The organism is Bradyrhizobium sp. CIR48 (assembly GCF_014198315.1).
In the GTDB taxonomy this organism is placed as follows: Bacteria; Pseudomonadota; Alphaproteobacteria; order Rhizobiales; family Xanthobacteraceae; genus Bradyrhizobium.
In genome coordinates, this window is sequence record NZ_JACIHG010000005.1 from 126936 (window position 1) to 151644 (window position 24709).

Here is a 24709-nt window from a genome sequence, read left to right on the forward strand (position 1 = left end):
CTTCGCCGTCTATTTCCCGACAAGAAGGAGTTTGCGTGATGTTTTTCGCGCCAATGTTCATGCGCGCGCTCAGCGTCGCCACGGTTTGCAGCGCGCTGTTCGGTCCCGCCCACGCCGCCGACCCCAAGCCCGACGCCGCCGTCAAGACCAAGAGCATCGAGGCGCGCATGTTCCTCGACGACAGGATCAAGGCGGATACGGTGCTGGTGGCGGATTGCGTCGCGGAGGGCAAAAAATGGTTCAACAAGAATGCCGCCGAAGCTGCCGCCGCGCGCAAAGCCGACCCGCAATTCTTCAAGGACGGTGGCTGGGATTTCGAGCGCAAATATTCGGTCCGCTCCGTCGTTGCCGACCGCTACGTCAGCGTCCTCCGCAACGATTATACGAACACCCGCGGCGCGCATCCCAACTCGGACGTGAACACGATCCTGTGGGACAAGTCCGACAACAAGCGCATCTCGATCCGCCCGCTCTTCACCGAGACTGCCGATAACGGGGCGACGATGAAGGCGATGGTGAAGGCCGTGATCGCCTCGCTCCGCACCGAGAAAACGAAGCGCGACGCCAGCGAGACCGCAACCGACGAATGGTTCAAAGGTGTCGCGCCGAGCCTGCTCAAGATCGGCGCTGTGACGCTCGCGCCCTCGACTGAAGCCGGCAAGAGCTCTGGCCTCACCTTCCACTATCCGCCCTACGCCGTCGGCCCCTACGCCGAGGGCGAGTATGTCGCCTTCGTGCCGTGGGAGACGCTGAAGCCGTATCTCACCGCGGAAGGCACCCGCATCTTCGGCGGCGCGCGGCCGAAGGGCGACGCCGAGGAGCCGTGAGCGCTCGCTAACTGGATCGCGCCAGCGTCCGCGCAAGTGAGTCCGTCCAATCGGGAATCCAGGATGCGAATAGCGCCTGCCAGCGATCAGCGTCGGCCGGCTCGGTATCGAGGGCGACCGACCATTCGATGAGGGTGCGATCGCCCTCGATAATCGGGCGCAGATGCATGGTGCCTTGATAGCGCGTCGGCGCAGGCGCCTGGCTTCCGTCCTCTTGCGGATACGGCAGCGCTTCGAGACCGGCATAGGTCAGGGTGTGCTGCCGATCCGAGTGATCGACCAGGCGCTGACGGATCCAGTTTCCGAGATAGCAGAAGCGCCTGATCGCGCCGACTTCATCCCCGCGCTTGTCGTCTTCGATCTCGCTCTCGCTCACGCCGTCGATGTAAGCGGGATAGTTGTTGAAATCGCGGATCAGCGACCAGACTTCGTCCAGCGGGCGGTCCAGCACGGCGCTATAATAGGCTTGGGTCATCGATGGCTTGCCTTTGGCTTTCGTTACGCGCAGAGGTTGGCGAATTGCGCTAGCAAAACCCACCCGATTTCCGACCGCCCATCCGATGGGCATCATGGTTTCACACAACATGGCGATCTCGTTGGTAGCGCTACCTTGCGGCGGTGCTGCAAAGCCGACTAGAATGGCACATTGAGAAGAGCACCCGACGTCACGGGCGCCGCTGGGAGAGATTCAATGTCCAAGATTTCGCGCCGCACCTTTGCGGCTTCGACCGCCGCAGTTGCGGCATCCGCCGCTTTCGGCTTCAAGCCCACACGCGCACAAGCCTATCCGGCCCGGCCGGTCACCGTGATCGTGCCGTGGGGCGCGGGCGGCGGAACCGACGCGACCGCGCGCATTGTCGCAGCACTTCTGGAAAAGGACCTCGGCCAGCCCTTCAACGTGGTCAACCGCACCGGCGGCTCCGGCGTGGTCGGCCATAGCGCGATCGCGACCGCACAGCCCGACGGCTACACCATCGGCATGCTGACCGTCGAAATCTCGATGATGCACTGGCAGGGCCTCACCGAGCTGACGCCGAAGAGCTACACGCCGCTGGCGCTGATGAACGAGGATCCCCCGGGCATCCAAGTCTCCTCCTCCTCGCCCTACAAGACGGTGAAGGAGCTCGCCGATGCGATCAAGGCGGCGCCTCCCGGCAAGTTCAAGGCCTCCGGCACCGGCCAGGGCGGCATCTGGCATCTGGCGCTGGTCGGCTGGATGCAGGCGATGGGCCTGCCCGCCAACCAGGTCGCCTGGGTGCCATCGAACGGCGCGGCCCCTGCGATGCAGGATCTCGCCGCCGGCGGCCTCGACCTCACCACCTGCTCGGTGCCGGAGGCGCGCGCCATCATCGAGGCGGGCAAGGCCAGGAGCCTCGCCATCATGGCGCCCGCGCGCAACCCGATCTTCAAGGACGTGCCGACGCTGAAGGAAGCGATGGGCATCGATTATGCGACCGGCGCCTGGCGCGGCATCGGCGCCCCGAAGAACCTGCCGCCCGAGATCGCAACCAAGCTCACCGCGGCATTGAAGAAGGTCTACGAGTCCGCCGAGTTCAAGGACTTCATGAGCAATCGCGGCTTCGGCACCGTGTGGGGCGATGCCGGCCAGTTCGCAGGCTTCATGGACAAGGGCGACGCCCAGATGGGCGAGGCGATGAAAGCGGCCGGCTTGAGCAAGGCGTGACCTTTCACAGCTCTCGCGTGAGATGACTTTGGCTGACGTGGTTGGTTCGCTCACTGCATCACCTCTCCCCGCGTGCGGGGAGAGGTCGAATTCGAGCTTTGCTCGAATTCGGGTGAGGGGGACTCTCCACGCCTCCAACTCTCACCTCGCCCGCGGCGAGGGGCCCCCCCCCCCCCCCCCCCCCCCCCCCCCGCCGGGGGGGGGGGGGGGGGCGGGGGGGGGCGCCCCCCACGGGGGGGCCCCCCCCCCCCCCCCCCCCCCCCCCCCCCCCCCCCCCCCCCCCCCCCCCCCCCCGCCCCCCCCCCCCCCCCCCCCCCCCCCCCCCCCCCCTCTCCACGCCTCCAACTCTCACCTCGCCCGCGGCGAGCCCCCCTCACCCCGACCCTCTCCCCGCACGCGGGGAGAGGGAGCGCACCTCCTGTAGGACTCCTCCCCATGCGTCTTCCCGACTCCGTCACGGGATCGTTTCTCGTCGTGCTCGGCGCGGCTGCCGCCTATGGCGGCTATATCCTGCCGCCGGTGCCGGGCCAGCCGGTCGGCCCCAACGTGTTTCCGCTCGTGATCGGCACCGGCCTTGCGCTGTGCGGGCTCGCGATCGTGTTCGGGATCGGCCACTCCTTCGAGGAGGAGGAAGAGCTGATCCCGCTGGAGGACGGCCAGGCGGCCGCTCCACCGCCGCAGGGCAAGCTCTACGGCCTGCGCGCTTTGCTGCCGCCGGCGCTGCTGCTGTTTTACGTCGCCGCGGCCGACCGGCTCGGCTTCATTATCACCGCGGCGATCATGGTCTACGTGACCTCGACCGCGCTCGGTGCGAAGTGGAAGCTGGCGCTGCCGCTCGCCGCGCTGTCGCCGTTCGCCATCCATCTCATCTTCGGCAAGCTGCTCCGCGTGCCGCTGCCCGCCGGCCTGTTGCCGACGCCCTGGTAATCCCATGCTGAAGACCCTGATTGATGCCTTCGCGCTGATCTCCACCTGGGAGGTCATCATTTCGATGTTCGCGGCCTCCGTGTACGGGCTCGTGATCGGCTCGCTGCCGGGCCTGTCGGCGACGATGGCGACCGCCCTGCTCGTCCCCGTCACCTTCTACCTCTCGCCGATCGCGGCGATCGCGACCATCGTCGCGGCGTCCTCGATGGCGATCTTCTCCGGCGACATCCCCGGCGCACTGCTGCGCATTCCCGGCACGCCGGCCTCCGCGGCTTACGCGGACGAAGCTTACGCCATGACGCGCAAGGGCCAGGCCGAGCTCGCGCTCGGGGCCGGCGTGTGGTTTTCCGCGGTCGGCGGCATCGCCGGCGTGCTGTCGCTGATGATCCTGGCGCCGCCGCTTGCCGAGATCGCGCTGTCGTTCTCGACCTTCGAATATTTCTGGCTGGCGCTGCTCGGCCTGATGTGCGCCACCTTGGTGGCGCGCTCCTCCCCGGTGAAGGCGATCGCCGGCATGTTCCTCGGCCTGCTGGTTTCCTGCATCGGCATCGAAAATCCCGGCGGCGTGCCGCGCTTCACCTTCGGCCTCACCGATCTGTTCGGCGGCATCGAGCCGATCCCGGCGCTGGTCGGCGTGTTCGCGGTGGCGCAGGTGATGCGCGCGATGCTGACGCCGGAACCGCCGCCGCTGCCGCGGCGAAAATTCGGAAGCATCATGGCGGGACAGTGGAGGCTGACAAAGCTGTATCACTGGCAGATGACGCGCGGGAACATCGTCGGCATCATCATCGGCGTGCTGCCCGGCGCCGGTGCCGACATGGCCGCCTGGGTATCCTACGCGATGTCGAAGCGCTTCTCCAAGGAGCCGGAAAAATTCGGCACCGGCCATGTCGAGGGGCTGGTCGAGGCCGGCGCCAGCAACAATGCCAGCATCGCCTCGGGCTGGGTGCCCTCGCTGCTGTTCGGCATCCCCGGCGACACCATCGCCGCGATCGCGATCGGCGTGCTCTACATGAAGGGCCTCAATCCGGGCCCGACGCTGTTCACCGAGAAGGCGTCGAGCATGTACGCGATCTATCTGATGTTCATCATCGCGAACATCCTGATGATCCCGCTCGGCATCGCCATGATCCGGGTTGCCGCCTACATCCTGCTGGCGCCGCGCTCGACCATAATGCCGATCATCATGCTGTGCTGTGCGGTCGGCTCGTTCGCGATCGGCAACAACATGTTCGGCGTCGTCACCGTCGCCGCCTTCGGCGTGATCGGCTACGTCATGGAGGCGAACGGCTATCCCGTCGCCGCGATGGTGCTCGGCATCGTCATGGGCACCATGGTCGAGCAGGCCTTCGTGACCTCGCTGATCAAGTCGGACGGCAGTATTTTGCCGTTCTTCGAACGCCCCGTTGCCGCGATCCTCGCCGCGATGGCGATCGGCGCGCTGCTGTGGCCGGTGATGGTGTGGGTCTGGCGCAAGGTAAAACAGCCGCAAGCCGCGGCAGCCACGAGCCGGTGATATCGGGCGGGCGGGCCTCGCCTGCCCCGCCTCGGCATTGTAAAGCAGGGGCATGACTGAGAAGAAGCCCTCGCTCGACATCAAGACCCTCGCCAAGGAGCTCCGCGGCGGCAGCCGCGCGGCGCTGGCGCGGGCCATCACGCTGGTGGAGAGCCGGCGCGGCGACCATCAGGCGCTGGCGCGGGAGCTGGTGCAGAGGCTTCTGCCAGAGACCGGCAGGGCGTTTCGCGTTGGCATCACGGGATCGCCCGGCGTCGGCAAGTCCACCACCATCGATGTGCTCGGGACCTATCTGATCGAGCAGGGCCACAAGGTCGCGGTGCTCGCGGTCGATCCGTCCTCGGCTCGCAGCGGCGGCTCGATCCTCGGCGACAAGACCCGGATGGCGCGGCTGTCGGCCTCGGATGATGCCTTCATCCGCCCGTCGCCGTCCTCGGGCACGCTCGGCGGCGTCGCCGCGAAAACGCGTGAGGCGATGCTGTTATGCGAGGCCGCCGGCTTCGGCGTCGTGCTGGTGGAAACCGTCGGCATCGGACAGTCCGAGACCGCGGTCTGCGACATGACCGATTTCTTCCTCGCGCTGATGCTGCCGGGCGGCGGCGACGAATTGCAGGGCATCAAGAAGGGCCTGGTCGAGCTCGCCGACATGATCGCGATCAACAAGGCCGATGGCGACAATCTCAAGCGCGCCAACATCACCGCCGCCGATTATCGCGGCGCGCTGCATATCCTCAGCCCCAGGTCCGAGCACTGGCATCCGCCCGTCGTCACCTATTCGGCGCTGGCCGGCACCGGCATCACCGAGCTCTGGCAGAAGGTTTTAGACCATCGCAAGGCGATGAATGCGTCCGGCGATTTCGCCGCGCGGCGGCGTGAGCAGCAGGTGAAATGGATGTGGTCGATGCTGGAGCAGCGAATGCTGGCGCGGCTGCGCAGCGAAGCCTCGGTTCGCACCAAGGTCCGGAAGATCGAGACCGAGGTCGCCGAGGGCCATCTCACGCCGGCCCTCGCCGCCGAGCAGATCTTGGAGTTGCTGAAATGAGCGAAAAGCTCCGCATTCTCCTCACCGGCTTCGGCCCGTTTCCCGGCGCGCCCTATAACCCGACCCAGCCGCTGGTCGCGCGGCTCGCCCAACTGCGCCGTCCGGCACTCGACGATGTCGCGATCTCCAGCCACATCTTCCCGGTCACCTATGCCGCGGTCAACCGGCAATTGCCGGAGGTGATCGCAAAGGTGAAGCCGGATGCGCTGTTGATGTTCGGCCTCGCCGCGCGCACGCCTTACCTGCGGATCGAGACCCGCGCGCGCAACGCCGTCACCATGCTCTGGCCCGATGCCGCCAACACCCGATCGAGCAAGCGGGGCATCGCCGGCCATGCCGACGCGATGAATTTCGGTCCGCACACGGCAAGGCTGCTGCGCGCTGCGCGCCTCACCGGCATCGATGCGCGCTCCTCGCGCGATGCCGGCGCCTATCTCTGCAACTACCTGAGCTGGCGCGCGATCGAGAACGTGAAGGCGGGCGGCCCGCAGCTCGCGGCGTTCATCCACATTCCCTCGCTCGCACGCAGCGGCGCGGTTCGGCGCAAGGGTGCGCCGCGGATCACGCTGGAAGAGCTGGTGGATGCGGGGGAAGCGATGCTGATGGAGATGGTGGCGTTGGCGAGGAAGGGGCGGAACACGCCGGCTTCGTAGAGTGGGCAAAGGCGCCCCTGCGCCGTGCCCACCATCTCGTTCCATCTCCCGTCAAATCGTGGGCACGCTACGCTTTGCCTACCCTACGGCACCGTCTCTGCGTAAACATTTAACCCTACCGCGAACAATCCCCGCGCCCTCGCCTGCCCTGCGCTACCTAGTCGGCGCGGATGCCCTCCCGCCTCCGCCGGAGGACGCGTCATGGACCTCAATCGCCGTCATCTCATCGGGGCTTCGACCGCAGGCATCGCGGGCGCGCTCGCCATGCCGGCCGACGCCGCGCGCGCGGCACCACTGACATCCCTGCTCGGCCGCGATGCCACACAATACGGCGTGCGGCCCGGCAGCAGCGAAGATCAAACCCGCGCGCTGCAGCGCGCGATCGACGAAGCTGCACGCGCACAGCTGCCGCTGGCGCTACCACCCGGCGTCTATCGCGCCGGGCTGTTGCGGCTGCCCAACGGCGCGCAATTGATCGGTGTGCGCGGGGCGACGAAACTCGTCTTCACCGGCGGCGCCTCGGCGATCCAGAGCGACGGTTCGGACTCCATCGGCCTCACCGGCATCACTTTCGACGGCGGCAGCATTCCGCTGCCGGCGCGGCGCGGGCTGATCCATGTCCTCGGTGGGCGCGACACGCGCATCACTGATTGCGAGATCACGAATTCAGGCGGCAGCGGCATCTGGCTCGAACAGGTGTCCGGCGACATCTCCGGCAACATCTTCACTGACATCATGGTGACGGCGGTGGTCTCGTTCGACGCCAGGGGCCTCAGCGTCTCGCGCAACACGATTCTCGGCACCAACGACAACGGCATCGAGATCCTGCGCACCGCGATCGGCGACGACGGCACGCTGGTTGCCGACAACCGCATCGAGAACATCAAGGCCGGCCCCGGCGGCTCCGGCCAGTACGGCAACGCCATCAACGCCTTTCGCGCCGGCAACGTGATCGTGCGCGGCAACCGCATCAGGAACTGCGATTACTCCGCAGTGCGTGGCAACTCCGCCTCCAACATCCACATCACAGGCAACAGCGTCAGCGACGTTCGCGAGGTCGCGCTCTATTCGGAGTTTTCGTTCGAGGCCGCGGTGATCGCCAACAACACGGTCGACGGCGCCGCGGTCGGCGTCTCCGTCTGCAATTTCAACGAAGGCGGCCGCATCGCGGTGGTCCAGGGCAACATCATCCGCAACCTCGTTCCGAAGCGCCCGATCGGCACCGCGCCGGACGACGATGCCGGCGTCGGCATCTACATCGAGGCGGATACCTCGGTGACCGGAAACGTGATCGAGAACGCACCGTCCTACGGCATCGTCGCCGGCTGGGGCAAATATCTGCGCGACGTCGCGATCACGGGCAACGTGATCCGCAAGGCCCTCGCCGGCGTCGGCGTCTCCGTCGTGTCGGGCGCCGGCATCGCGCTGGTCAACAACAACATGATCTCCGAGACCCCGCGCGGTGCCGTGGTCGGGCTGGACCATGCGCGTGCGGTGACGTCGGATCTGTCAGCCGACGGCGCGCAGCGGTTCGCGCAGGTGGTGCTCGGCGGCAATGCGGTGCGGCGCTAAAGCCGCCCGTCGCCTCTGGCCGCCAGACGCTAGAACGCGTTCCTGAGCAGCGGGTACTTGGCTTCGAGGCCGTCGAGGCTGAAGGTGAATTCGACGACGCGCTCGGGGGCTGCGACGATTTCCTCGGCCGGCGGGGTGAACTGCGGCAGGAGCGATGCCATTGCAGCTGGCGCAGCCGTCTGCGGCTTCGCGGCAGGGACCGCGAGTGGCGGTCTCACTTCAGGCGCCGCGCGCGGCGCCATTGCGGCGGGCCCGGCGAGCGGTGACCTCACGGCAGGTGCGGTCAGCGGCGCCTTCGCTGCTGGAGCCTTGAGCGGCGGTATCTCGGCAGGCGCGATAAACGACGCCATCGCAGCGGAGGCTGCGGGCGCGGCGAGCGGCGCGACCGGGGCTTTGGTGATCTCAGTGAGAACGTCCGGCTTCGGATCGAGCCTGACCGGCACGGCGGTCTCGGGGGCGATGTGGACGGCCTTTGGCTGCAGGGTCTTGGGCTGCACGATCTGCGCCTGTTGCTCGCGCGGAAACACGCGGGGCATGGTCGCCGGCGACCAGCCGAATGCCGGCGTCACGCTCGCGGCCGCCTCGGCGACGTCCCCACCGGTCGCGAGCGCGCGCCAGGTCTGGACCGCGCGCTTGGCTTCCTGGATGTTTTCGAGGAATGCGATCTCGGAGTGATAACGGCGCCAGCGGCCGGTCTCGAACATTTCGGAGAGATGTTGCAGCCGCTGCTCGGCGAGAGCGCACCAGCGCGCCGCGACGTCGCGGCCAGCAACCACAGCACGCGCAGACGCCCAATCGGACGTGCAGCTAGACTCTTGGCGATGTGTCATGAACCAGCCCGTCAGGGGAAAACACGGACGCGGAGGACGCAACGCACACGAATCAATTTAGACGCGACATGAATATTTTGTGGAAAAGTTTTGACTTGTCCAGCAACGACACGGCATTCGTCGTCAATCACCGTAGTCGTGCGGAGATTTGCTGTGTTTTCGAGTCAAGCCTCGCACAAGCATAGCGGAGGTGCGACGCGCCGGGCGAACAGCCGACTCGAACATGGCGGCGTCCCATCAACCGCAAGCTGAACGAACGCGACGCTTTGAAGAATCGGATGCCGAAAAGAAAAGACCCGTCCGGGGGGACAACCGGACGGGTCAAGCCATATGGGCGCTTGGGGTGGATGGGCGCTCGCGCCTGATATGACTGATGGGGAGGGATGACCGCTCCCACATAATTTGGTCGTGGCAGCTGGCTGAACGTTCAATGCGGGGTTCGATTTTTTGACCTTCGGCCCGCGCGCATCTTTGTCGCAGCCGCTATCGCGTCGCCGGCCTATCCGCCTGAGAAATCGTGGATTTATCGTCCGCACTCGACAACGAAGGTTGTTCGATCGCGCGGGTGCCAGGCTCATCGCGACGCTTGCCGGCATCTTCACGTTTTGTTGTACCGGAGGCAGCCGCAACCGGCGTCGCGCTGTCGGCGGGAACAGCCATGACCGCGGCAAACGCATCGGTCTGGCCGTCGCCGAAAAGCTCGTCACGCCCGGGGGAGCCGAGGTCGCGCGCGGTCTTCGCCAGCGTCATGCGCAGCGCTTCCGGCTTCAAGGTGTAATTGCGCTCGAGCAGCAACGCCGCGACGCCTGACACATAGGCGGCCGAGAACGAGGTTCCCGACGTCATCTGGTACTTGCCGTCCGGCGCCGGCAGGAAGATGTCGACCCCGGGCGCCGCGACGGCAATGTAATTGCCGCGGTTGGACGCGGTGAATAGCCTGTCCTGCTGGTCGGTCGCGCTGACGGCAATCACGTTGGGATTGGCGGCCGGATAGAGCGGCGGCGATTTTGCGCCGGCATTGCCGGCGGCGGCGATCAGCACGAGGCCGCGCGCGGCGGTCGCCGCGATGGCGCGCTCGATCACCGCGTCCTTCGGTCCGGCAAAGCTCATATTGACGATCTGCGCGCCGTGCTCGGCGGCGTAATTCAGCGACCGCAGGATGATGTAGGACGAGCTCTCGGCGCCGCCATTGCTGCCACCGAAGGCACGGATCGCGATGATGCGCGCCTGGGGCGCGCTGCCCATCAGCCGGTCATGCGCCACGATGGCGCCGGCGATGCCGGTGCCGTGGACGTGCGGCCCCTCCGCGCTGCCGAGCGCATCGAAATTGTCGGCGACGGAATTGGCGAGCTCGGGATGCCTTGTGTCGATGCCGGAGTCGATCACGGCAACCGTAACGTTGGCGCCGTGCGCCAGCGTATGCGCCTGCGGCAAGCGGAGCTTTGTCAGTGCATATTGCGCAGGATCGCCTTCGGTCGGGGGCGGCGATTTCTGGTCCTGCAGCACATAGCGGAAGTTCGGCTGGAGCGAGCGCACGCTGCCGTCGGCTGCGAATTCGCGCCGCACCGTCTCGTACGGCCGGCCATCCGTGATGCGGAACAGACCGAACGTAGCCCCGATCAGCGGGAAGCTCTCCGACGAGATCCGCGTCAAGCCGTGCCGGCGGGCCAACGCGTCGGCATCAGCGGGCGACAATGTGCCGTCGATCTCGGCCACGAATTCGTTGGCGAAGCTGCGAAGATTGGCGGCGGCCGGCGTGGCGTTGCCGCGGCCCTTGCCGGCGCTCTTCTTGGCGGATTTGCCCAAGCCACCGCCGCCGGCATTCGGCTGCGCCAGGCATTCGCCGTCGGCATCGCGATAGGGCGCGGTACAGGCCGGATACAGGTTCGGCGAGTAGCGCGCATAGGGCAGCACCGTCGTCGTCGGCCGCAGGCGCGACGTCGTGGTGTGGGGAATGGTCGCCATCGTCCGCGGGCCGCGGTCGACGGACACCGCCCTGGCCGAGATGGTCGGACCGATGCGCGGGGCGATGCTCGGAGAGATGGTCGGCGTTCGCGTGGGCACGCTGATCGTCGGCGTGCGCATGATCGCCTGCGCCTGCGCAACCTCGACGCCGAGACAGGCGGCGATCAAAAGCGCGGCGCCGACCGATGAAGCGTAGGCTCCGGCGCGCACCCTGCTCTCGGACTTGCCTGTCATCGGATCAGCGGCGCGCTTAAGGCGCCGCGACGGCGAGGTTGACGAACTTCTCGCGCTGCATCTTGCCGAGCAGCGAGGCGAGCTCGTCCTGGCTCATCGCCTTGTCGAACTGGAGGCGGAACATGCCGCCCTTGGCATCGCCGATGATCGAGGCCTGGTAGCTGTCGAGCAGCGCGGTGATGTCGGCGACGCGGGCCTCGGGCGTGAAGCGCACCAGCGCGCGCGCCGGCGGAACGGTGGTGCCGAGTTCGCGAGTGATCGGACCACTGGTCGAGAGCGAAGCGGTCTGGAAGGTCGCGGGCTGGTTCTTCATCAGCACGGCGCCGATGATTCCGGCTTGCAGCATCAGCGCGATGGCGCCGAGGCTCGCCGACCACGCCAGCGTGCGCGGCGACAGGCTCGCGAAGAAGGTCGAGATGCGCGCCGACAGCGGCAGCGAGCCGCTCGCCCGCGCCGGCTCGGCATCGATCGCGGCGAACAGCTTCTGCAGCGCGCGCGCCGACGGAGCGCCCAAGCTCTCGTTCAGATGAATGGTCTCTTCGTACTCGCCGCGGATTGCGGCATATTGCCTGGCAAGCTCGGGATCGCGCGCCAGCGCATCCTCGACCCGCCGCGCATCGCGCGCGTTCAGCGTGCCGGCCGCGTGCCACGGCAGCAGCAGTTCAATTTCACTGGGCTCTTGCTCCAGCATCTTCTTGCTCAAAGCCATCATGGCCAGCCTCGCTCAACGCCGGCTGCCTTCAGCAGTTCGGCCAGTTTCTTGCGCGCATAGAACAAGCGCGTCTTCACAGTGTTCTCCGGTATTCCGACGATTTCGGCCACCTCTTCCACGGACTTCTCGTGGTAGTAGACGAGATCGACGATTTCCCGATGGTCCGGCGAGAGGCCCGTCAGACACTCCCGCAACGCTTCACTGGTATCCTTCTTCTGCACCACCGTTTCCGGATTGTCGGACGTATCCTCGATCGCGTTGGCGGCGTCTTCGTCCAGTTCGAAATCCTTCCTGCGCCGGAGCGCAGACAGGGCCTTGAAACGGGTGATTGCCAGTAGCCAGGTAGAAACGGCGGATCGGCCCTCGAACTTGCCGGCTTGACGCCAGACGTCGAGAAATACCTCGCTGATGAGGTCTTCCGCCGCCTGCTCGTCCCGCACGAGCCTCAGCCCGAACCTGTAGACCCTGACATGGTGCCGCCCGTACAGCACCTGCATGGCGAGCCGGTCACCTTGGGCGATCCTGGCGATCAGGACCTCGTCCGAAGCCGCCTGTGTCACGCTCAAAGGCCGTCTCGCAAAGTTGGTCGGGTCGGCGCGGCGGACGGTTCGACCGGGGGCGCAAAATTGTTCAATCTACCGCAGTCGTACGGTCGCCTATGTGACCTACCCCACATACGCGTATTTTTCTTGTCCCACCCCCGGCCATCGGCCGTCTTCATCCAGATCGGTAACATAATACTGCGATACTTCCCTGCGGAATGCCTGTCCGGCACAGGCGGCCCGGCCTCGTTCGGTTCCATAGCAACCCTGCACGACATATGTCTCGCCAAGCCCGGCTTAGGCTCGATCGCATCGCAAACGGATGCCTGATCGCCGGCAAAATTTCCCCGCCAGCCTAGCACCTTGTTCCGCGCTGCACGGTTCGGATTCGGTTTCAAAGGATACCAAACCTAAAGGCTTGCCACGTAGATTTTTACGCTGACATCACCATTGGCGGGACCATGAGCACGGCCGCGACGTCCTTTCCCGAGAGGAATGCCGCTGAGGTCGCGGATCTCGTGCTCACGCCCGAGGCGGCGGCGTCCGAAGTGCTGGCGCGCCGAGCCCGGCAGCGCCGCCAGATGTATATCGGCCAGGTGGCGAGCTATTCGCTGGGTGCCTCGGTCCTGCTGCTCTACGCCTATGGCGGCACGGTCTCCATGGCCGTTCCGTCGCTATTCTGGCTCGGCGGCCTCCTGATCATCGGTACGTTCACCGTGCTGTCGGAAGCCGGCTTCGGCGACCGGTTCGAGGATCATTACCTCACCGTCTTCCAGATCTCGGCGCATATGGCGCTGCAGCTGCTGTTCCTGCTCGCAGTGCCGACGGCCGGGGTCGCTTTCCTCGCCGTGCTGTTCCTGATCTTCGCATTTGGCACGCTGCGCATGACCTCTCAGCAGGCGATGGTCACCTGGGGCCTTGCGACTTGCGGGCTCGCTTTGGTCTTCCTGGGCTCGGACCTGCCGATCGGGCTGCCGGTTGCGACCCGGCTGGAGCGAACCGCCTCGATGCTCTGTTTCGTGCTGGTGATCGGCCAGTGCGCCTTCCTCGGCCTGTTCGGCGCCACGCTGCGCAAGATCCTGTACCGGCGCAGCATCGAGCTGAAAGCCGCCTATCAGCGCATCGAGGAGCTGGCCGAGCTCGACGAACTCACCGGCTCCTACAACCGCCGCTGCATCATGCGACTTCTCGATACCGAGATCGAAAAGTCGCGGCAGGCATCGACGCCCTGCGCGATCGCGCTGATCGATCTCGACTGGTTCAAACGCATCAACGACGCCCACGGCCATCCCGTCGGCGACGAGGTGCTGCGCACCTTCGCGATCACCATGTTCGCCAACATCCGCCCGGCCGACTGCTTCGGCCGCTACGGCGGCGAGGAATTCCTCCTGCTGCTGCCGGACACAACGGGCGAGGCCGCACAGCGCACGCTCGAGCGCTTGCGCGGCATCGTCGCCGATCTTGACTGGAGCGCATTCTCCCTGAATTTGCGCGTGACCATTTCCGCGGGCGTCGTGACGCTGCGCGACGTCGATACTGCCGATACGTTTCTCGCGCGCGCCGATCGCGCGCTCTATTCCGCCAAGGCGCAAGGGCGCAACCGCATTGCAACGAGCTGACCAATCCATTTCTTCCCGCTGCGACAGAAGCCGCCGCCGGACCGAGCGCTCCAGGACAGGGCCATGAGATCCAGATCCGCAAAAACATCCGAGAATTTGCTCGAGGAACTGCAGGCTGCACTCTCGCACGGCACCGTCGCGCGCCGGGTCGAGACGCTGCGCCGCGTCACCGATCTGTTCGTGGGCAACGCGGTGGATTATTCCGACGACCACATCCGCGTGTTCGACGACGTGTTCCAGTGCCTGATCGAGCAGATCGAGACCTCGGCCAGGGCGCTGCTCGCCGACCGCCTCGCACCGGTTGCGGCCGCGCCGCCGAAAATCATCCGCACGCTCGCGCTCGACGAGGTCATCGAGGTCTCCGGCCCCGTGCTGTCGAAATCGGAACGGCTCGACGAGACGACCCTGATCGAGATCGCGCGCACGCGAGGTCAGGCGCATCTCAAGGCGATCTCGCTGCGGCGGGTGCTGTCGGAAGCGCTGACCGACGTGCTGGTGACGCGCGGCGACGAGGACGTGGTGCAATCGACCGTCAGCAATCCGGGCGCGCGGCTCTCCGAGGGAAGCCTCACCGATCTCGTCATCCGCGCCGAGCGCGACGACGACCTCGCCACTTGCATCGGGCTGCGGCCGGACCTGCCGCGCCATCACTATTTGAAGCTGGTCGCCAAGGCGTCCTTGAGCGTGCGCAGGAAGCTCGAGACCGCGCATCCGGAACTCATGGACGAGGTGTCGAGCGTGGTGCAGGAAGTGGCCCAGAGGGTCCGCGCCGCCGCCATGACGAAGCAGACCGAGATGGCGCGCGCGCTGGTGAGGTCGCTGCACGAGGACGGCCGTCTCAACGAATTCCAGATCACCAGTTTCGCCGAGCAGGGCAAGTTCGACGAAACCAATGCGGGGCTCGCGGCGCTCGCGGGCGTCGCGGTCGAGACCGCCGAGACCATGATGATCGAAAGCCGCACCGAGGGCGTGATGATCCTCGCCAAGGTCGCGGGCATGTCCTGGCCAAGCGTGCGGGCCATCATCGCCATGCGCGAGAAGCTCTCCGGCGGCTCGCAGACCGACATGTTGAAGCTGCGCGACGTTTACGAGGCGCTGCGCAGCTCGACCGCGCAGCAGGTGCTGCGCTTCCACCGCATGCAGCTGGGCCCGACGCCGGCGGCGTGAGGCCGGCGCGGTCAGTATCTCAGGACTTTCGCCCCGACCGCCGCGCCGATTGCCGTCACCAGCGCGGTCGCGAGCGTGTACCAGGTCGCAACGAACAGCGGCGAATCGTCAGTGCAGTGCGAGGCATAGAGGGTCGCGGCAAGGCCGGCCGACACCAGGCCGGCGAGCGCTCCGGCAAGCGCCGGCCGCGACGGCGCGCCATGGCGCAGGCCGAACAGCGCCCCCGCAAGCAGCGGCAGCGACATCGCCGGAATTGCGACCAGGCACACCCTTGAGTTCTTACCCATCAAGCGCATCGTCATCGGCATGGCCGGCGCCATCATCGCCTCACTGCCGATCGCGACCGCGAGCAGTCCGACGGGAAGCAGCAGCAGCCAGCCCCAGCCGCGCAGCAGGGCTTCCGGACGCGACAGATGCAGGCTGACGATGATGGCGGGAATCGCGAGCGACAGCGTCACCGCGAATTTCATGTCGAAGAACGGGTTGTGCATCGCGCTCATCACGTCGTGACGCACGCCGAGGAACGTCGCGAAGATCAGGATCGACAAGGGCGCGGCCACCAGGAGCGCCGTGGTCAGCACGGTGCCGACGCGCGGCGCCCGATGGGCGTTGTCGGCTGCGAGCGAACGGATGAGTTGATCGGTGTCCATGACTACTGATCCCGCAGTTTGGTCGTCAGCGCCGCAAGTCCGCGATGCAGCGCGACCCGCACGGCACCCTCGCTCATCGAAAACTTCGCCGCCGTATCCTTGATCGAGGCGCTCTCGACCGCGATCGACTGCAGCACGTCGCGCTGGCGCTGCGGCAGGGTGTTGAGCTGGGCCGCGACCTCGCCCGCGGAGGCCGTTTCCTCGGGCGCCTCGCCCGGCAGGGTTTCGGCGAAATCGTCGATATTGACGAAGACGCGCCTGCCGCGCCGGCGCAGCGCGTCGATCAGCTTGTTGCGGCCGATGGCAAACAGCCAGGGCGCGAAGGGGGCTTCGCTGTCCCAAGTGTGCCGCTTCAGATGCACCGCCAACAGAATCTCCTGCACGATATCCTCGGCCTGGTCGGGAGGCTGGCCTGCCCGTGCCAGGCCTCGCCTCGCGGCAGCACGCAGCACCGGCGTGACCGCCCTCAACAGGCGATGATAGGCCGCATCATCGCCAGCCATGGCCGACCGCATCAGGCCGGTCCATTCGTCCTCACGTCCGCGCACGCGCGCCCCTCACCATGCAATTCGGCCGTCCGTTCAATTTGTTACGCGGGTCCGACGAGATCACGAATTCGTGATATGCCCCGGACACCGCGACCGATCCGGCCGTAAACGTCTGCGACGGCTCATAACACCGATCGGCCCGTCCCGCACCCGGCGGCTGGCTTCATGGGGTCCGGTCTGCCCCGGTTTTGCCCGGTGTAGCCCGAAGATTCCCATTTTCTGCCCCGCTGTCGTCACGCCCCGGGGTCTCTGTTCGTTTCCGGGACGGGCGGAATTGGGGAGATCATCACCATGATGAAAGCCAGCGGGCGCGCGGCCCTGATCGTTCTGGCCGGCCTATTGTTGCTGTTCGGAGGCCTTGCACAGGCGGCCCCAAGCTCAACCACAAGCAATTCGGACAGCGCGGGCAAGCAGGCCGACGCGGCCAAGCCGAGCAAGCACCGGCGCCATGAGTCACGCCGCACCACCACCAGCGGCAAGACAGCACAGAAATCCGACGACAAGACCGCCGCTCCGGCCCAGGCCGACGAGGCCAAGTCTGACAACAAGGCGGCCGACAACACGGCCGATAGTAGCGTCCCGGCCTCGAGCCAGATGCCGCCGGCGGTCGCCAACGCCAATGCGCAGGTCGCCACAACCGACACCCCGACTGCGGCAGCGGCCTCGGCGATGACGGACCGCGCCAACACCAATGTCCAGGCAGCGGCCGATAATACCAATGCCGCGAACGCCGAGAGCCAGGTCGTCGCGCCCGATCAGCTCAACGACATCGACCGCGCTGCGCAACAGGACAACCCGCCGGCGCAGAAGGCGGTGATTGCCGCAACCGAGGCCCAGCCCCGGCCGGCACCGGTGATGGCAAGCGCCCAGCAAAGCTCTGCCTGGGACCAGAGCTCCCTGATCGGCAAGATCTTCATCGGCGTCGGCACGCTGCTGACGCTGGCGTCCGCCGCGCGCATGTTCATGGCGTGATTGCGGGCCCGATCCTGGCCTGAGAAACCTCCCCGGAACGCGCATCTCGCTGCGTGTTCCGGCGGCCGTTAGCCCCTTGAAGCTCACCGCGCCAGCGGGCACATTGCCTGCCCAATCAAAAGCGTGGGTGGAGCATGAGCACGTTCGAACACATCATCGTCGAAAGCAAAGGCGCGGTCGGCATCATCAAGCTGAATCGGCCGAAGCTGCTCAACGCGCTTTCCTTCGGCGTCTTCCGCGAGGTCGCAGCTGCCGTCGACGATCTCGAGGCCGATGACGCCATCGGCTGCATCGTCGTGACCGGCAGCGAGAAGGCCTTTGCCGCCGGCGCCGACATCAAGGAGATGCAGCCGAAAGGCTTCATCGACATGTTCTCCGAGGATTTCGCCGCGATCGGCGGCGACCGGATCGCGCGTTGCCGCAAGCCGACGGTTGCCGCGGTTGCCGGTTATGCGCTCGGCGGCGGCTGCGAGCTCGCCATGATGTGCGATTTCATCATCGCCGCCGACACCGCAAAGTTCGGCCAGCCCGAGATCACGCTCGGCACCATTCCCGGCATCGGAGGTACCCAGCGTCTGACGCGCGCGATCGGCAAGTCCAAGGCGATGGACCTCTGCCTCACCGGCCGCATGATGGATGCGGCGGAAGCCGAGCGAAGCGGGCTCGTCAGCCGCATCGTGCCCGCTGACAAGCTGATGGACGAAGTGATGGCGGCGGCCGAGAAGATCGCCGCGATGTCGCGCCCTGCGGCTGCGATGGCCAAGGAAGCGGTGAACCGCGCCTTCGAGACCACGCTCGCCGAGGGCATGAGCGTCGAGCGCAACCTGTTCCACTCGACCTTCGCGCTGGAGGACCGCTCCGAGGGCATGGCGGCGTTCATCGAGAAGCGCAAGCCGGTGAACAAGAACCGGTAACGTCAGGGAACGGGTCAGGCTGGTGTAAGGCTCGGCCGCGTTCCCGTGAAACCCTGTGACGAAGCTGCAACAAGCACGGATTTCATGGGGGTTTCGCCCGCGGCAGTTTGCCTGCGGGACCTCGGCTGGTTAAACAGTTAAGAGGCCACCGTCGGCGGGGGCGGACAGCCGAGGTTGAGCGGGAATACATGATTGGGCGTACCGCCAGAGCTGGTCGCGAGTTGACGCGGCATCGATCGGGCGTGGGTCCTGTACTTGCGACATGGACCACGCTGGCGCTGTGTTGCGCCCTGCCCTCCGCCGCCTGGGCCGAAGCCCTGCCGGAGGCGCTCGCCAAGGCCTACCAGACCAATCCACAGCTCAATGCCGAACGTGCGCGACAACGCGCCACGGACGAGAACGTGCCGCAGGCCCTCGCCGGTTACCGGCCGCAGATCGTGGCGAGCCTCAGCGCCGGCCTGCAATCGGTGCGCAATCTGCTGCCCGACAACACGATCCAGACCGGCAATTTGAAGCCATGGGTCATCGGCGTCACCGTGACGCAGACCCTGTTCAATGGCTTCCGCACCGCCAACAACGTGCGGGCCGCCGAGCTCCAGGTGCAGTCGGGCCGGGAGGCACTGCGCAATGTCGGCCAGGGCGTGTTGCTCGACGCGGTCACCGCCTACACCAACGTGCTCGCCAACCAGTCGCTGGTCGAGGCGCAGCGTTCCAACGTCGCCTTCCTGCGCGAGACGCTCTCGGTCACCCAGCGACGCCTCAACGCCGGCGATGTCACGCCGACCGACAGCGCGCAGGCCGAAGCGCGCCTCAACCGCGGCCTTGCCGATCTCAACGCCGCCGAAGTCGCGCTTGCCGTCAGCCAGGCGACCTATGCGCAAGTGATCGGCAATGCGCCGTCGCAGCTTCGCCCCGCCGAGGCCGTCGATCGCTATCTGCCGAAGAGCCGCGAAGACGCCATGACGATGGCAATCCGCCAGCACCCGGCGGTGATGGCCGCCAGCTTCGACGTCGATGTCGCCTCCACAAACATCCGCATCGCCGAAGGCTCATTGCTGCCGAGCGCCACCATCCAGGGCAGCGCCAGCAAGAGCCGCAACAATGACCCGACGCTCGGCACCTTCGCCGAGGACCAGGCCTCGATCGTCGCCAATGTCACCGCGCCGATCTACGACGGCGGCCAGGCCGCGGCGCAGACCCGGCAGGCCAAGGAGATCACGGCGCAGAGCCGGCTCGTGCTCGATCAGGTCCGCAACCAGGCCCGCACGGCGGCAGTGAGCGCCTGGGTCGCCAATGAAGGCGCCAAGATCACCGTGTCGGCCTCGGAATCCGAAGTGAAGGCCGCGACCGTCGCGCTCCAGGGCGTGCAGCGCGAGGCCGCCGGCGGACAGCGCACCACGGTGGACGTGCTGAACTCACAGGCCGATCTGATCCAGGCCAAGGCCCGCCTGATCGGCGCCAACCGCGATCGCGTCATCGCCTCCTACACGCTGCTCAGCGCCATCGGCCATCTCGACGTCAAGACGCTGAGCCTGAACACGCCGGATTATCTGCCCGAGGTTCACTACCACCAGGTCCGCGACGCCTGGCACGGGCTGCGCACGCCGTCGGGGCAGTAGTTTCAATCTATCGGGCCGGTGCCCATGAAAAGCCGCCGCATCCATCTGACGGGCGCTTCGGGCTCCGGGGTGACGACGCTCGGCCGGGCGCTCGCCGGCCGACTTGCGCTGCCGCATCACGATAGCGACGACTATTTCTGGCTGCCGACCGCGCCGCCCTACCAGACGACGCGCCCGGCCGCGGATCGGCTACGCCTGATGCGCGAGATGTTCCTACCGCGGCACGACTGGGTCTTGAGCGGAACCGCCACCGGCTGGGGCGACGAACTTGTCGCGTATTTCGACCTCGTGGTCTTCGTGGTCACGCCCCGCGAACTACGGTTGACGCGGTTGCGCGCCCGCGAGGCCGCGCATTTCGGTGCTGATGCCGTCGCACCGGGCGGCTGGCGTCATGAGCAGACCGAAGCCTTCGTCGAATGGGCTTCGCATTACGAGGCCGGTGACCGCGAAGGTCGCAGTCTCGCCAAGCATGAAGCATGGCTCGCGGGCCTGCCCTGCCCGGTCGTGCGCGTGGACGGCTCACGTCTGCTTGCGGACATCGTCGAGCAGCTATGCAACGAAGCGCAGCTTCGATTCGGCTGATGTGGTACCGTCCCGGCACACTGCCAAATAAAACAACCAGGGAGAGAAACCGTGCTCAATCGACGCAGCGTCCTGCTTGCCTCCCTCGCCGCCGGAGTAGCCATGACCAACAGAGCCCACGCCCGCGCGGCGCAGCCTGCGACGCCGGTCAATTTCGACGTCCCCGCGCATGCCTGCGACTGCCACACTCACATTCATGGCGACGTCGAGAAGTTTCCGTTCTTCGCCGGGCGCGTCTACACGCCCGAGCCGGCAAGCCCCGAAGAAATGGCTGCACTGCACAAGGCGCTGCATATCGAGCGCGTGGTGATCGTCACCCCCAGCGTCTACGGCACCGACAATTCGTCGACCTTGTTCGGCATGAAGGCACGCGGCGCCAATGCGCGCGGCGTCGCCGTGATCGACGACAAGACCACCGAGGCACAGCTCGATGCGATGCAGGCGGACGGTTTCCGCGGCATGCGCCTCAATCTCGCAACCGGCGGCGTCAACGATCCCAATGTCGGCAGGTCACGCTTCACCACCGCCATCGAGCGCATGAAGGCGCGCGGCTGGCACGTGCAGCTCTACACCACGCTTCCTATGATCTCGGCGATCAAGGACCTCGTCGAGACGGCGCCGGTACCTGTCGTGTTCGACCATTTCGGCGGGCTGGAAGCTTCGCTCGGCCTGGAGCAGCCGGGTTTCTCCGATCTCGCTGCGCTGGTGAAGTCCGGCAAGGCCTATGTGAAGATCTCCGGCGCCTATCGCTCGTCCAAGCTCGCGCCGGATTATCAGGACATGGTGCCGTTCGCGCAGGCGCTGATCGCGGCCAACCCGGATCGCGTCGTCTGGGGCACCGACTGGCCGCATCCGGATTCGAGCCGTGTCGAGGGACGCAAAGCCACCGACATCGCGCCGCTCTATCAGATCGACGACGGCCGCCTGCTCAACCAGCTTCCGGTGTGGGCACCGGATGCCGACGTGCGCAAGAAGATCCTGGTCGACAACCCGGCACGACTCTACGGATTTTGACGGTCAGCGCGCGCGGCGCGAGAAGAACGAGATCAGGACCGGCAAGGTCACGAGGATCACGACCGGCGCCAGCATCATGCCGGTGACGACGACGACCGCGAGCGGCTTCTGCACCTGCGAGCCGATGCCTTCGGACAGCGCCGCCGGCAACAGCCCGACGCCGGCGACGACGCAGGTCATCAGCACCGGCCGGAGCTGCAACTCACCGGTGCGCACCACCGCGCTCGCGCGGTCCATGCCCTCTTCGATGAGCTGGTTGAACTGCGACAGGATGATGATGCCGTCCATCACGGCGATGCCGAACAGCGCGATGAAGCCGATCGCCGCGGAGACGCTGAATGCCGTGCCCGAAATCAACAGCCCCAGCACGCCGCCGAAGATCGCCATCGGGATCACGCTCATCGCGAGCAGCGTGTCGGTCATCGAGCCGAAATTGAACCAGAGCAGCACGCCGATCAGCGCCAGCGAGATCGGCACCACGATCGACAGGCGCCGGATCGCGTCCTGGAGATTGCCGAACTCGCCGACCCAGTCCATGTGCGAGCCGGGCGGCAGCTGCACCTGCTCGGCAATCTTCTGCTGCGCCTCGCGGATCGCACTGCCGAGGTCGCGCTCGCGCACCGAGAACTTGATCGGCAGATAGCGCTCCTGCTGCTCGCGATAGATGTAGGCCGCTCCCGAGACGAGGCTGATGGTGGCGACCTCGCTCAGGGGAATCTGCGTGACGGTGCCGTTCGGCCCGGGTGCGCCGATGCGCAAATTCTGGATCGCCTCGGCACTGCGGCGGTATTCCGGCGCGAGGCGGACGATGATCGGGAAGTGGCGATCGGAGCCGGACTCGTAGAGATCGCCCGCCGTGTCGCCGCCGATCGCGACCTTGATGGTGGCGTTGATGTCGCCCGGCGCAAGGCCGTAGCGCGCGGCCTTGGCGCGGTCGATGTCGATCTGGACGGTCGGCTGCCCGAGCGAGGTGAACACCGCAAGATCGGTGACGCCCTGCACCGTGGCCAGCACCGACTTGATCTTGTTGGCGGTGTCGGTGAGCGCCTGAAGGTCGCTGCCGAACAGCTTGATCGAGTTCTCGCCCTTCACGCCGGAGACGGCTTCGGAAACGTTGTCCTGGAGATATTGCGAGAAGTTGAACTCGACGCCGGGGAAGCGATCGTCGAGCTGCTTGAGCAGTTGCGCGGTCAGCTCTTCCTTGTCGCGGGTGCCTGGCCATTGGCTGATCGGCTTGAGCGGCGCGAAGAACTCGGCGTTGAAGAAGCCGGCTGCGTCCGTGCCGTCGTCGGGACGGCCGTGCTGCGACACGACGGACTCGACCTCGGGCCGGGCGCGGATCACCTTGCGCATCTCGTTGACGTAGCTGTTGCCTTCCTGGAGCGAGATGGTCGGCGGCAGCGTGGCGCGAATCCAGAGATTGCCCTCTTCCAGCTTCGGCAGGAATTCGAGGCCGAGCAGCCGGCTGAGCGCCACCGTCATCAGCACGAGGCCGACCGCACCGCCGAGCACGATGTTGCGGTTGGCGACCGCCCATCGCAGCAACGGCGAGTACAACCGGTGCAGGATCCGCATCACCCTGGTCTCGGTTTCCTCGACATGCGCGGGCAGGATGATCGCGGACAGCGCCGGCGTGACGGTGAAGGTCGCAAGCAGCCCGCCGGCCAGCGCATAGGCGTAGGTGCGGGCCATCGGCCCGAAGATGTTGCCCTCGACCCCGGACAGCGTGAACAGCGGCAGGAAGGCCGCGATGATGATCGCCGCGGCGAAGAAGATCGAGCGCGAGACGTCGGCGGCCGCGCTGAGGATGGCGTGGCTCTTCATGCCGAACAGCGTCTCATGGGACATATGCTCGGTCTCGGACATCGGCGTCGTCTGGGTCAGACGGCGGAAGATCGCCTCCACCATGATGACGGTGGCATCGACGATCAGACCGAAATCGATCGCGCCGACCGAGAGCAAATTGGCCGATTCCCCGCGCAGCACCAGGATGATGACGGCGAAGAACAGCGCGAACGGAATGGTGGCGCCGACGATCAGCGCGCTGCGCAGATCGCCGAGGAAGATCCACTGCAGCAGCACGATCAAGAGAATGCCGACCACCATATTGTGCAGCACGGTGTGGGTGGTGAGCTCGATCAGATCGCCGCGGTCGTAGATGCGCTCGATGCGCACGCCGGGCGGCAGGATGCTGGAATTGTTGATCTGCTGAACGAGCTGATGGACCCGCTTGATGGTCGGCGAGCTCTGCTCGCCGCGGCGCATCAGGACGATGCCCTGCACGATGTCGTCGGACTCGTCGAGTCCGGCAATGCCGAGGCGCGGCTTCTGACCGACGGTGACGGTGGCGACGTCCTTGACCAGCACCGGATTGCCGCCGGTCTGCGCCACCATGGTATTGGCGAGATCGTCGATCGAGCGGATCAGGCCGACGCCGCGCACCACGGCCGATTGCTGGCCGATATTGACGGTGTTGCCGCCGACATTGACGTTGGAATTGCCGACCGCCTGGAGCAATTGCGGCAGCGTCAGACCGTTGGCGACCAGCTTGTTGAAGTCGACCTGGAGCTCATAGGTCTTGCTCTTGCCGCCCCATCCCGTGACGTCGATGACGCCCGGCACGGCGCGGAAGCGGCGCTGCAGGATCCAGTCCTGGATGGTCTTGAGATCGAGCACGCTGTAGTTCGGCGGACCCACGAGACGGTAGCGGAAGATCTCGCCGATCGGGCTGAGCGGCGAGATCTGCGGCTGCACGTTGCCCGGCAGCGGCGCCAGCTGCGCCAGGCGGTTCAGCACCTGCTGCAACGCCTCTTCGTAAGTATAGGCGAAGGAGAATTGGATTTTGACGTCGGAGAGACCATAGAGCGAGATGGTGCGGATGGTCGTGATGTTCTTCAGGCCTGCGACCTGGGTCTCGATCGGGATCGTGATATAGCGCTCGATCTCCTCCGCCGACAGCCCCGGGCTCTGCGTCACGATGTCGACCATCGGCGGGGTCGGATCGGGATAGGCCTCGATGTTGAGCTGGTTGAAGGCGATGACGCCGCCGATCAGCACGGCGACGAACATCCCGACCATCAGGAAGCGCCGGTTGACGGCAAGGGCGACGAGACGATCCAT

22 protein-coding genes are annotated in these 24709 nt (G+C 66.3%); 14 read left to right on the top strand and 8 right to left on the bottom strand.

What is annotated here, in order from left to right; all coding sequences use genetic code 11:
• Positions 1–38 precede the first annotated feature (38 nt).
• Positions 39–827 (top strand): RsiV family protein, encoded by a 789-nt coding sequence (locus GGD66_RS17120; RefSeq protein ID WP_246788907.1) that lies wholly within the window; start codon positions 39–41, stop codon positions 825–827.
• A 7-nt stretch (positions 828–834) separates the two neighbouring features.
• Here the strand turns inward: GGD66_RS17120 and GGD66_RS17125 are convergent, their stop codons facing one another.
• Positions 835–1302, bottom strand: coding sequence for an SRPBCC family protein (locus GGD66_RS17125; protein ID WP_183258427.1), 468 nt, complete (start codon positions 1300–1302; stop codon positions 835–837).
• Positions 1303–1518: 216 nt separating this feature from the next.
• Between GGD66_RS17125 and GGD66_RS17130 the strand changes: the two genes are divergently transcribed.
• The 6 genes from GGD66_RS17130 (at position 1519) to GGD66_RS17155 (ending at position 8221) form a co-directional block, all read left to right on the top strand.
• Positions 1519–2511 (top strand): tripartite tricarboxylate transporter substrate binding protein, encoded by a 993-nt coding sequence (locus GGD66_RS17130; RefSeq protein WP_183258428.1) that lies wholly within the window; start codon positions 1519–1521, stop codon positions 2509–2511.
• Positions 2512–2946: 435 nt separating this feature from the next.
• Positions 2947–3438 (top strand): tripartite tricarboxylate transporter TctB family protein, encoded by a 492-nt coding sequence (locus GGD66_RS17135; RefSeq protein ID WP_183237382.1) that lies wholly within the window; start codon positions 2947–2949, stop codon positions 3436–3438.
• Between the two features lie 4 nt (positions 3439–3442).
• Entirely contained in the window at positions 3443–4954 is a 1512-nt protein-coding gene (locus tag GGD66_RS17140) for a tripartite tricarboxylate transporter permease (RefSeq protein ID WP_183258429.1), read from the top strand.
• A gap of 52 nt (positions 4955–5006) precedes the next feature.
• Positions 5007–5996, top strand: coding sequence for a methylmalonyl Co-A mutase-associated GTPase MeaB (meaB, locus tag GGD66_RS17145; RefSeq protein WP_183258430.1), 990 nt, complete (start codon positions 5007–5009; stop codon positions 5994–5996).
• On the top strand, positions 5993–6649 hold the full coding sequence (locus GGD66_RS17150) for a pyroglutamyl-peptidase I (RefSeq protein ID WP_183258431.1): 657 nt from the start codon (positions 5993–5995) through the stop codon (positions 6647–6649). Before meaB ends, GGD66_RS17150 begins: the two co-directional genes overlap by 4 nt.
• A gap of 201 nt (positions 6650–6850) precedes the next feature.
• The gene (locus GGD66_RS17155; protein ID WP_092256676.1) at positions 6851–8221 is read left to right on the top strand and encodes a TIGR03808 family TAT-translocated repetitive protein; all 1371 of its coding nucleotides are present in this window, start codon (positions 6851–6853) and stop codon (positions 8219–8221) included.
• Positions 8222–8250: 29 nt separating this feature from the next.
• On the opposite strand, the gene GGD66_RS17160 is transcribed toward GGD66_RS17155, so the two are convergent.
• From GGD66_RS17160 to GGD66_RS17175, 4 genes are all read right to left on the bottom strand, one after another.
• On the bottom strand, positions 8251–8997 hold the full coding sequence (locus GGD66_RS17160) for a TIGR03809 family protein (protein ID WP_177237118.1): 747 nt from the start codon (positions 8995–8997) through the stop codon (positions 8251–8253).
• A gap of 537 nt (positions 8998–9534) precedes the next feature.
• Positions 9535–11250 (bottom strand): S8 family serine peptidase, encoded by a 1716-nt coding sequence (locus GGD66_RS17165; RefSeq protein ID WP_183230989.1) that lies wholly within the window; start codon positions 11248–11250, stop codon positions 9535–9537.
• Positions 11251–11266: 16 nt separating this feature from the next.
• Entirely contained in the window at positions 11267–11962 is a 696-nt protein-coding gene (locus GGD66_RS17170; RefSeq protein WP_018315734.1) for a hypothetical protein, read from the bottom strand.
• Entirely contained in the window at positions 11959–12528 is a 570-nt protein-coding gene (locus GGD66_RS17175; protein WP_018315733.1) for a sigma-70 family RNA polymerase sigma factor, read from the bottom strand. Before GGD66_RS17175 ends, GGD66_RS17170 begins: the two co-directional genes overlap by 4 nt.
• 437 nt (positions 12529–12965) lie before the next feature.
• On the opposite strand from GGD66_RS17175, the gene GGD66_RS17180 reads away from it, so the two are divergent.
• Positions 12966–14123 (top strand): GGDEF domain-containing protein, encoded by a 1158-nt coding sequence (locus GGD66_RS17180; RefSeq protein ID WP_183258432.1) that lies wholly within the window; start codon positions 12966–12968, stop codon positions 14121–14123.
• Between the two features lie 63 nt (positions 14124–14186).
• A complete protein-coding gene (locus tag GGD66_RS17185) occupies positions 14187–15290 on the top strand; it encodes a DUF2336 domain-containing protein (protein WP_183258433.1) in 1104 nt (367 codons plus the stop codon).
• 11 nt (positions 15291–15301) lie between these two features.
• Here the strand turns inward: GGD66_RS17185 and GGD66_RS17190 are convergent, their stop codons facing one another.
• Both GGD66_RS17190 and GGD66_RS17195 read right to left on the bottom strand, forming a co-directional pair.
• Positions 15302–15940 (bottom strand): NrsF family protein, encoded by a 639-nt coding sequence (locus tag GGD66_RS17190; protein WP_183258434.1) that lies wholly within the window; start codon positions 15938–15940, stop codon positions 15302–15304.
• 2 nt (positions 15941–15942) lie between these two features.
• On the bottom strand, positions 15943–16488 hold the full coding sequence (locus tag GGD66_RS17195) for a sigma-70 family RNA polymerase sigma factor (RefSeq protein ID WP_092256690.1): 546 nt from the start codon (positions 16486–16488) through the stop codon (positions 15943–15945).
• A 291-nt stretch (positions 16489–16779) separates the two neighbouring features.
• On the opposite strand from GGD66_RS17195, the gene GGD66_RS17200 reads away from it, so the two are divergent.
• The 5 genes from GGD66_RS17200 to GGD66_RS17220 all read left to right on the top strand — a co-directional run bounded on the left by GGD66_RS17200 (position 16780) and on the right by GGD66_RS17220 (position 21589).
• Positions 16780–17460: a hypothetical protein gene (locus tag GGD66_RS17200; protein WP_092256694.1), complete on the top strand. Its 681-nt coding sequence runs from the start codon at positions 16780–16782 to the stop codon at positions 17458–17460.
• A 134-nt stretch (positions 17461–17594) separates the two neighbouring features.
• The gene (locus tag GGD66_RS17205) at positions 17595–18374 is read left to right on the top strand and encodes an enoyl-CoA hydratase (RefSeq protein WP_092256698.1); all 780 of its coding nucleotides are present in this window, start codon (positions 17595–17597) and stop codon (positions 18372–18374) included.
• Positions 18375–18562: 188 nt separating this feature from the next.
• Positions 18563–19993, top strand: coding sequence for a TolC family outer membrane protein (locus GGD66_RS17210; protein WP_092256701.1), 1431 nt, complete (start codon positions 18563–18565; stop codon positions 19991–19993).
• A gap of 24 nt (positions 19994–20017) precedes the next feature.
• Positions 20018–20575, top strand: a complete 558-nt coding sequence (locus tag GGD66_RS17215; RefSeq protein WP_092256703.1) for a hypothetical protein — start codon at positions 20018–20020, stop codon at positions 20573–20575.
• Positions 20576–20626: 51 nt separating this feature from the next.
• Positions 20627–21589, top strand: coding sequence for an amidohydrolase family protein (locus GGD66_RS17220; RefSeq protein WP_092256706.1), 963 nt, complete (start codon positions 20627–20629; stop codon positions 21587–21589).
• 3 nt (positions 21590–21592) lie between these two features.
• Here the strand turns inward: GGD66_RS17220 and GGD66_RS17225 are convergent, their stop codons facing one another.
• Positions 21593–24709, bottom strand: coding sequence for an efflux RND transporter permease subunit (locus GGD66_RS17225; protein WP_183258435.1), 3117 nt, complete (start codon positions 24707–24709; stop codon positions 21593–21595).

Bases quoted from the DNA above. Each gene is read 5' to 3' on its own strand.
- GGD66_RS17120 (WP_246788907.1), top strand. From the start codon at position 39: ATGTTTTTCGCGCCAATGTTCATGCGCGCGCTCAGCGTCGCCACGGTT.
- GGD66_RS17125 (WP_183258427.1), bottom strand. From the start codon at position 1,302: ATGACCCAAGCCTATTATAGCGCCGTGCTGGACCGCCCGCTGGACGAA.
- GGD66_RS17130 (WP_183258428.1), top strand. From the start codon at position 1,519: ATGTCCAAGATTTCGCGCCGCACCTTTGCGGCTTCGACCGCCGCAGTT.
- GGD66_RS17135 (WP_183237382.1), top strand. From the start codon at position 2,947: ATGCGTCTTCCCGACTCCGTCACGGGATCGTTTCTCGTCGTGCTCGGC.
- GGD66_RS17140 (WP_183258429.1), top strand. From the start codon at position 3,443: ATGCTGAAGACCCTGATTGATGCCTTCGCGCTGATCTCCACCTGGGAG.
- meaB (WP_183258430.1), top strand. From the start codon at position 5,007: ATGACTGAGAAGAAGCCCTCGCTCGACATCAAGACCCTCGCCAAGGAG.
- GGD66_RS17150 (WP_183258431.1), top strand. From the start codon at position 5,993: ATGAGCGAAAAGCTCCGCATTCTCCTCACCGGCTTCGGCCCGTTTCCC.
- GGD66_RS17155 (WP_092256676.1), top strand. From the start codon at position 6,851: ATGGACCTCAATCGCCGTCATCTCATCGGGGCTTCGACCGCAGGCATC.
- GGD66_RS17165 (WP_183230989.1), bottom strand. From the start codon at position 11,250: ATGACAGGCAAGTCCGAGAGCAGGGTGCGCGCCGGAGCCTACGCTTCA.
- GGD66_RS17170 (WP_018315734.1), bottom strand. From the start codon at position 11,962: ATGATGGCTTTGAGCAAGAAGATGCTGGAGCAAGAGCCCAGTGAAATT.
- GGD66_RS17180 (WP_183258432.1), top strand. From the start codon at position 12,966: ATGAGCACGGCCGCGACGTCCTTTCCCGAGAGGAATGCCGCTGAGGTC.
- GGD66_RS17185 (WP_183258433.1), top strand. From the start codon at position 14,187: ATGAGATCCAGATCCGCAAAAACATCCGAGAATTTGCTCGAGGAACTG.
- GGD66_RS17190 (WP_183258434.1), bottom strand. From the start codon at position 15,940: ATGGACACCGATCAACTCATCCGTTCGCTCGCAGCCGACAACGCCCAT.
- GGD66_RS17200 (WP_092256694.1), top strand. From the start codon at position 16,780: ATGATGAAAGCCAGCGGGCGCGCGGCCCTGATCGTTCTGGCCGGCCTA.
- GGD66_RS17205 (WP_092256698.1), top strand. From the start codon at position 17,595: ATGAGCACGTTCGAACACATCATCGTCGAAAGCAAAGGCGCGGTCGGC.
- GGD66_RS17210 (WP_092256701.1), top strand. From the start codon at position 18,563: ATGATTGGGCGTACCGCCAGAGCTGGTCGCGAGTTGACGCGGCATCGA.
- GGD66_RS17215 (WP_092256703.1), top strand. From the start codon at position 20,018: ATGAAAAGCCGCCGCATCCATCTGACGGGCGCTTCGGGCTCCGGGGTG.
- GGD66_RS17225 (WP_183258435.1), bottom strand. From the start codon at position 24,709: ATGGATCGTCTCGTCGCCCTTGCCGTCAACCGGCGCTTCCTGATGGTC.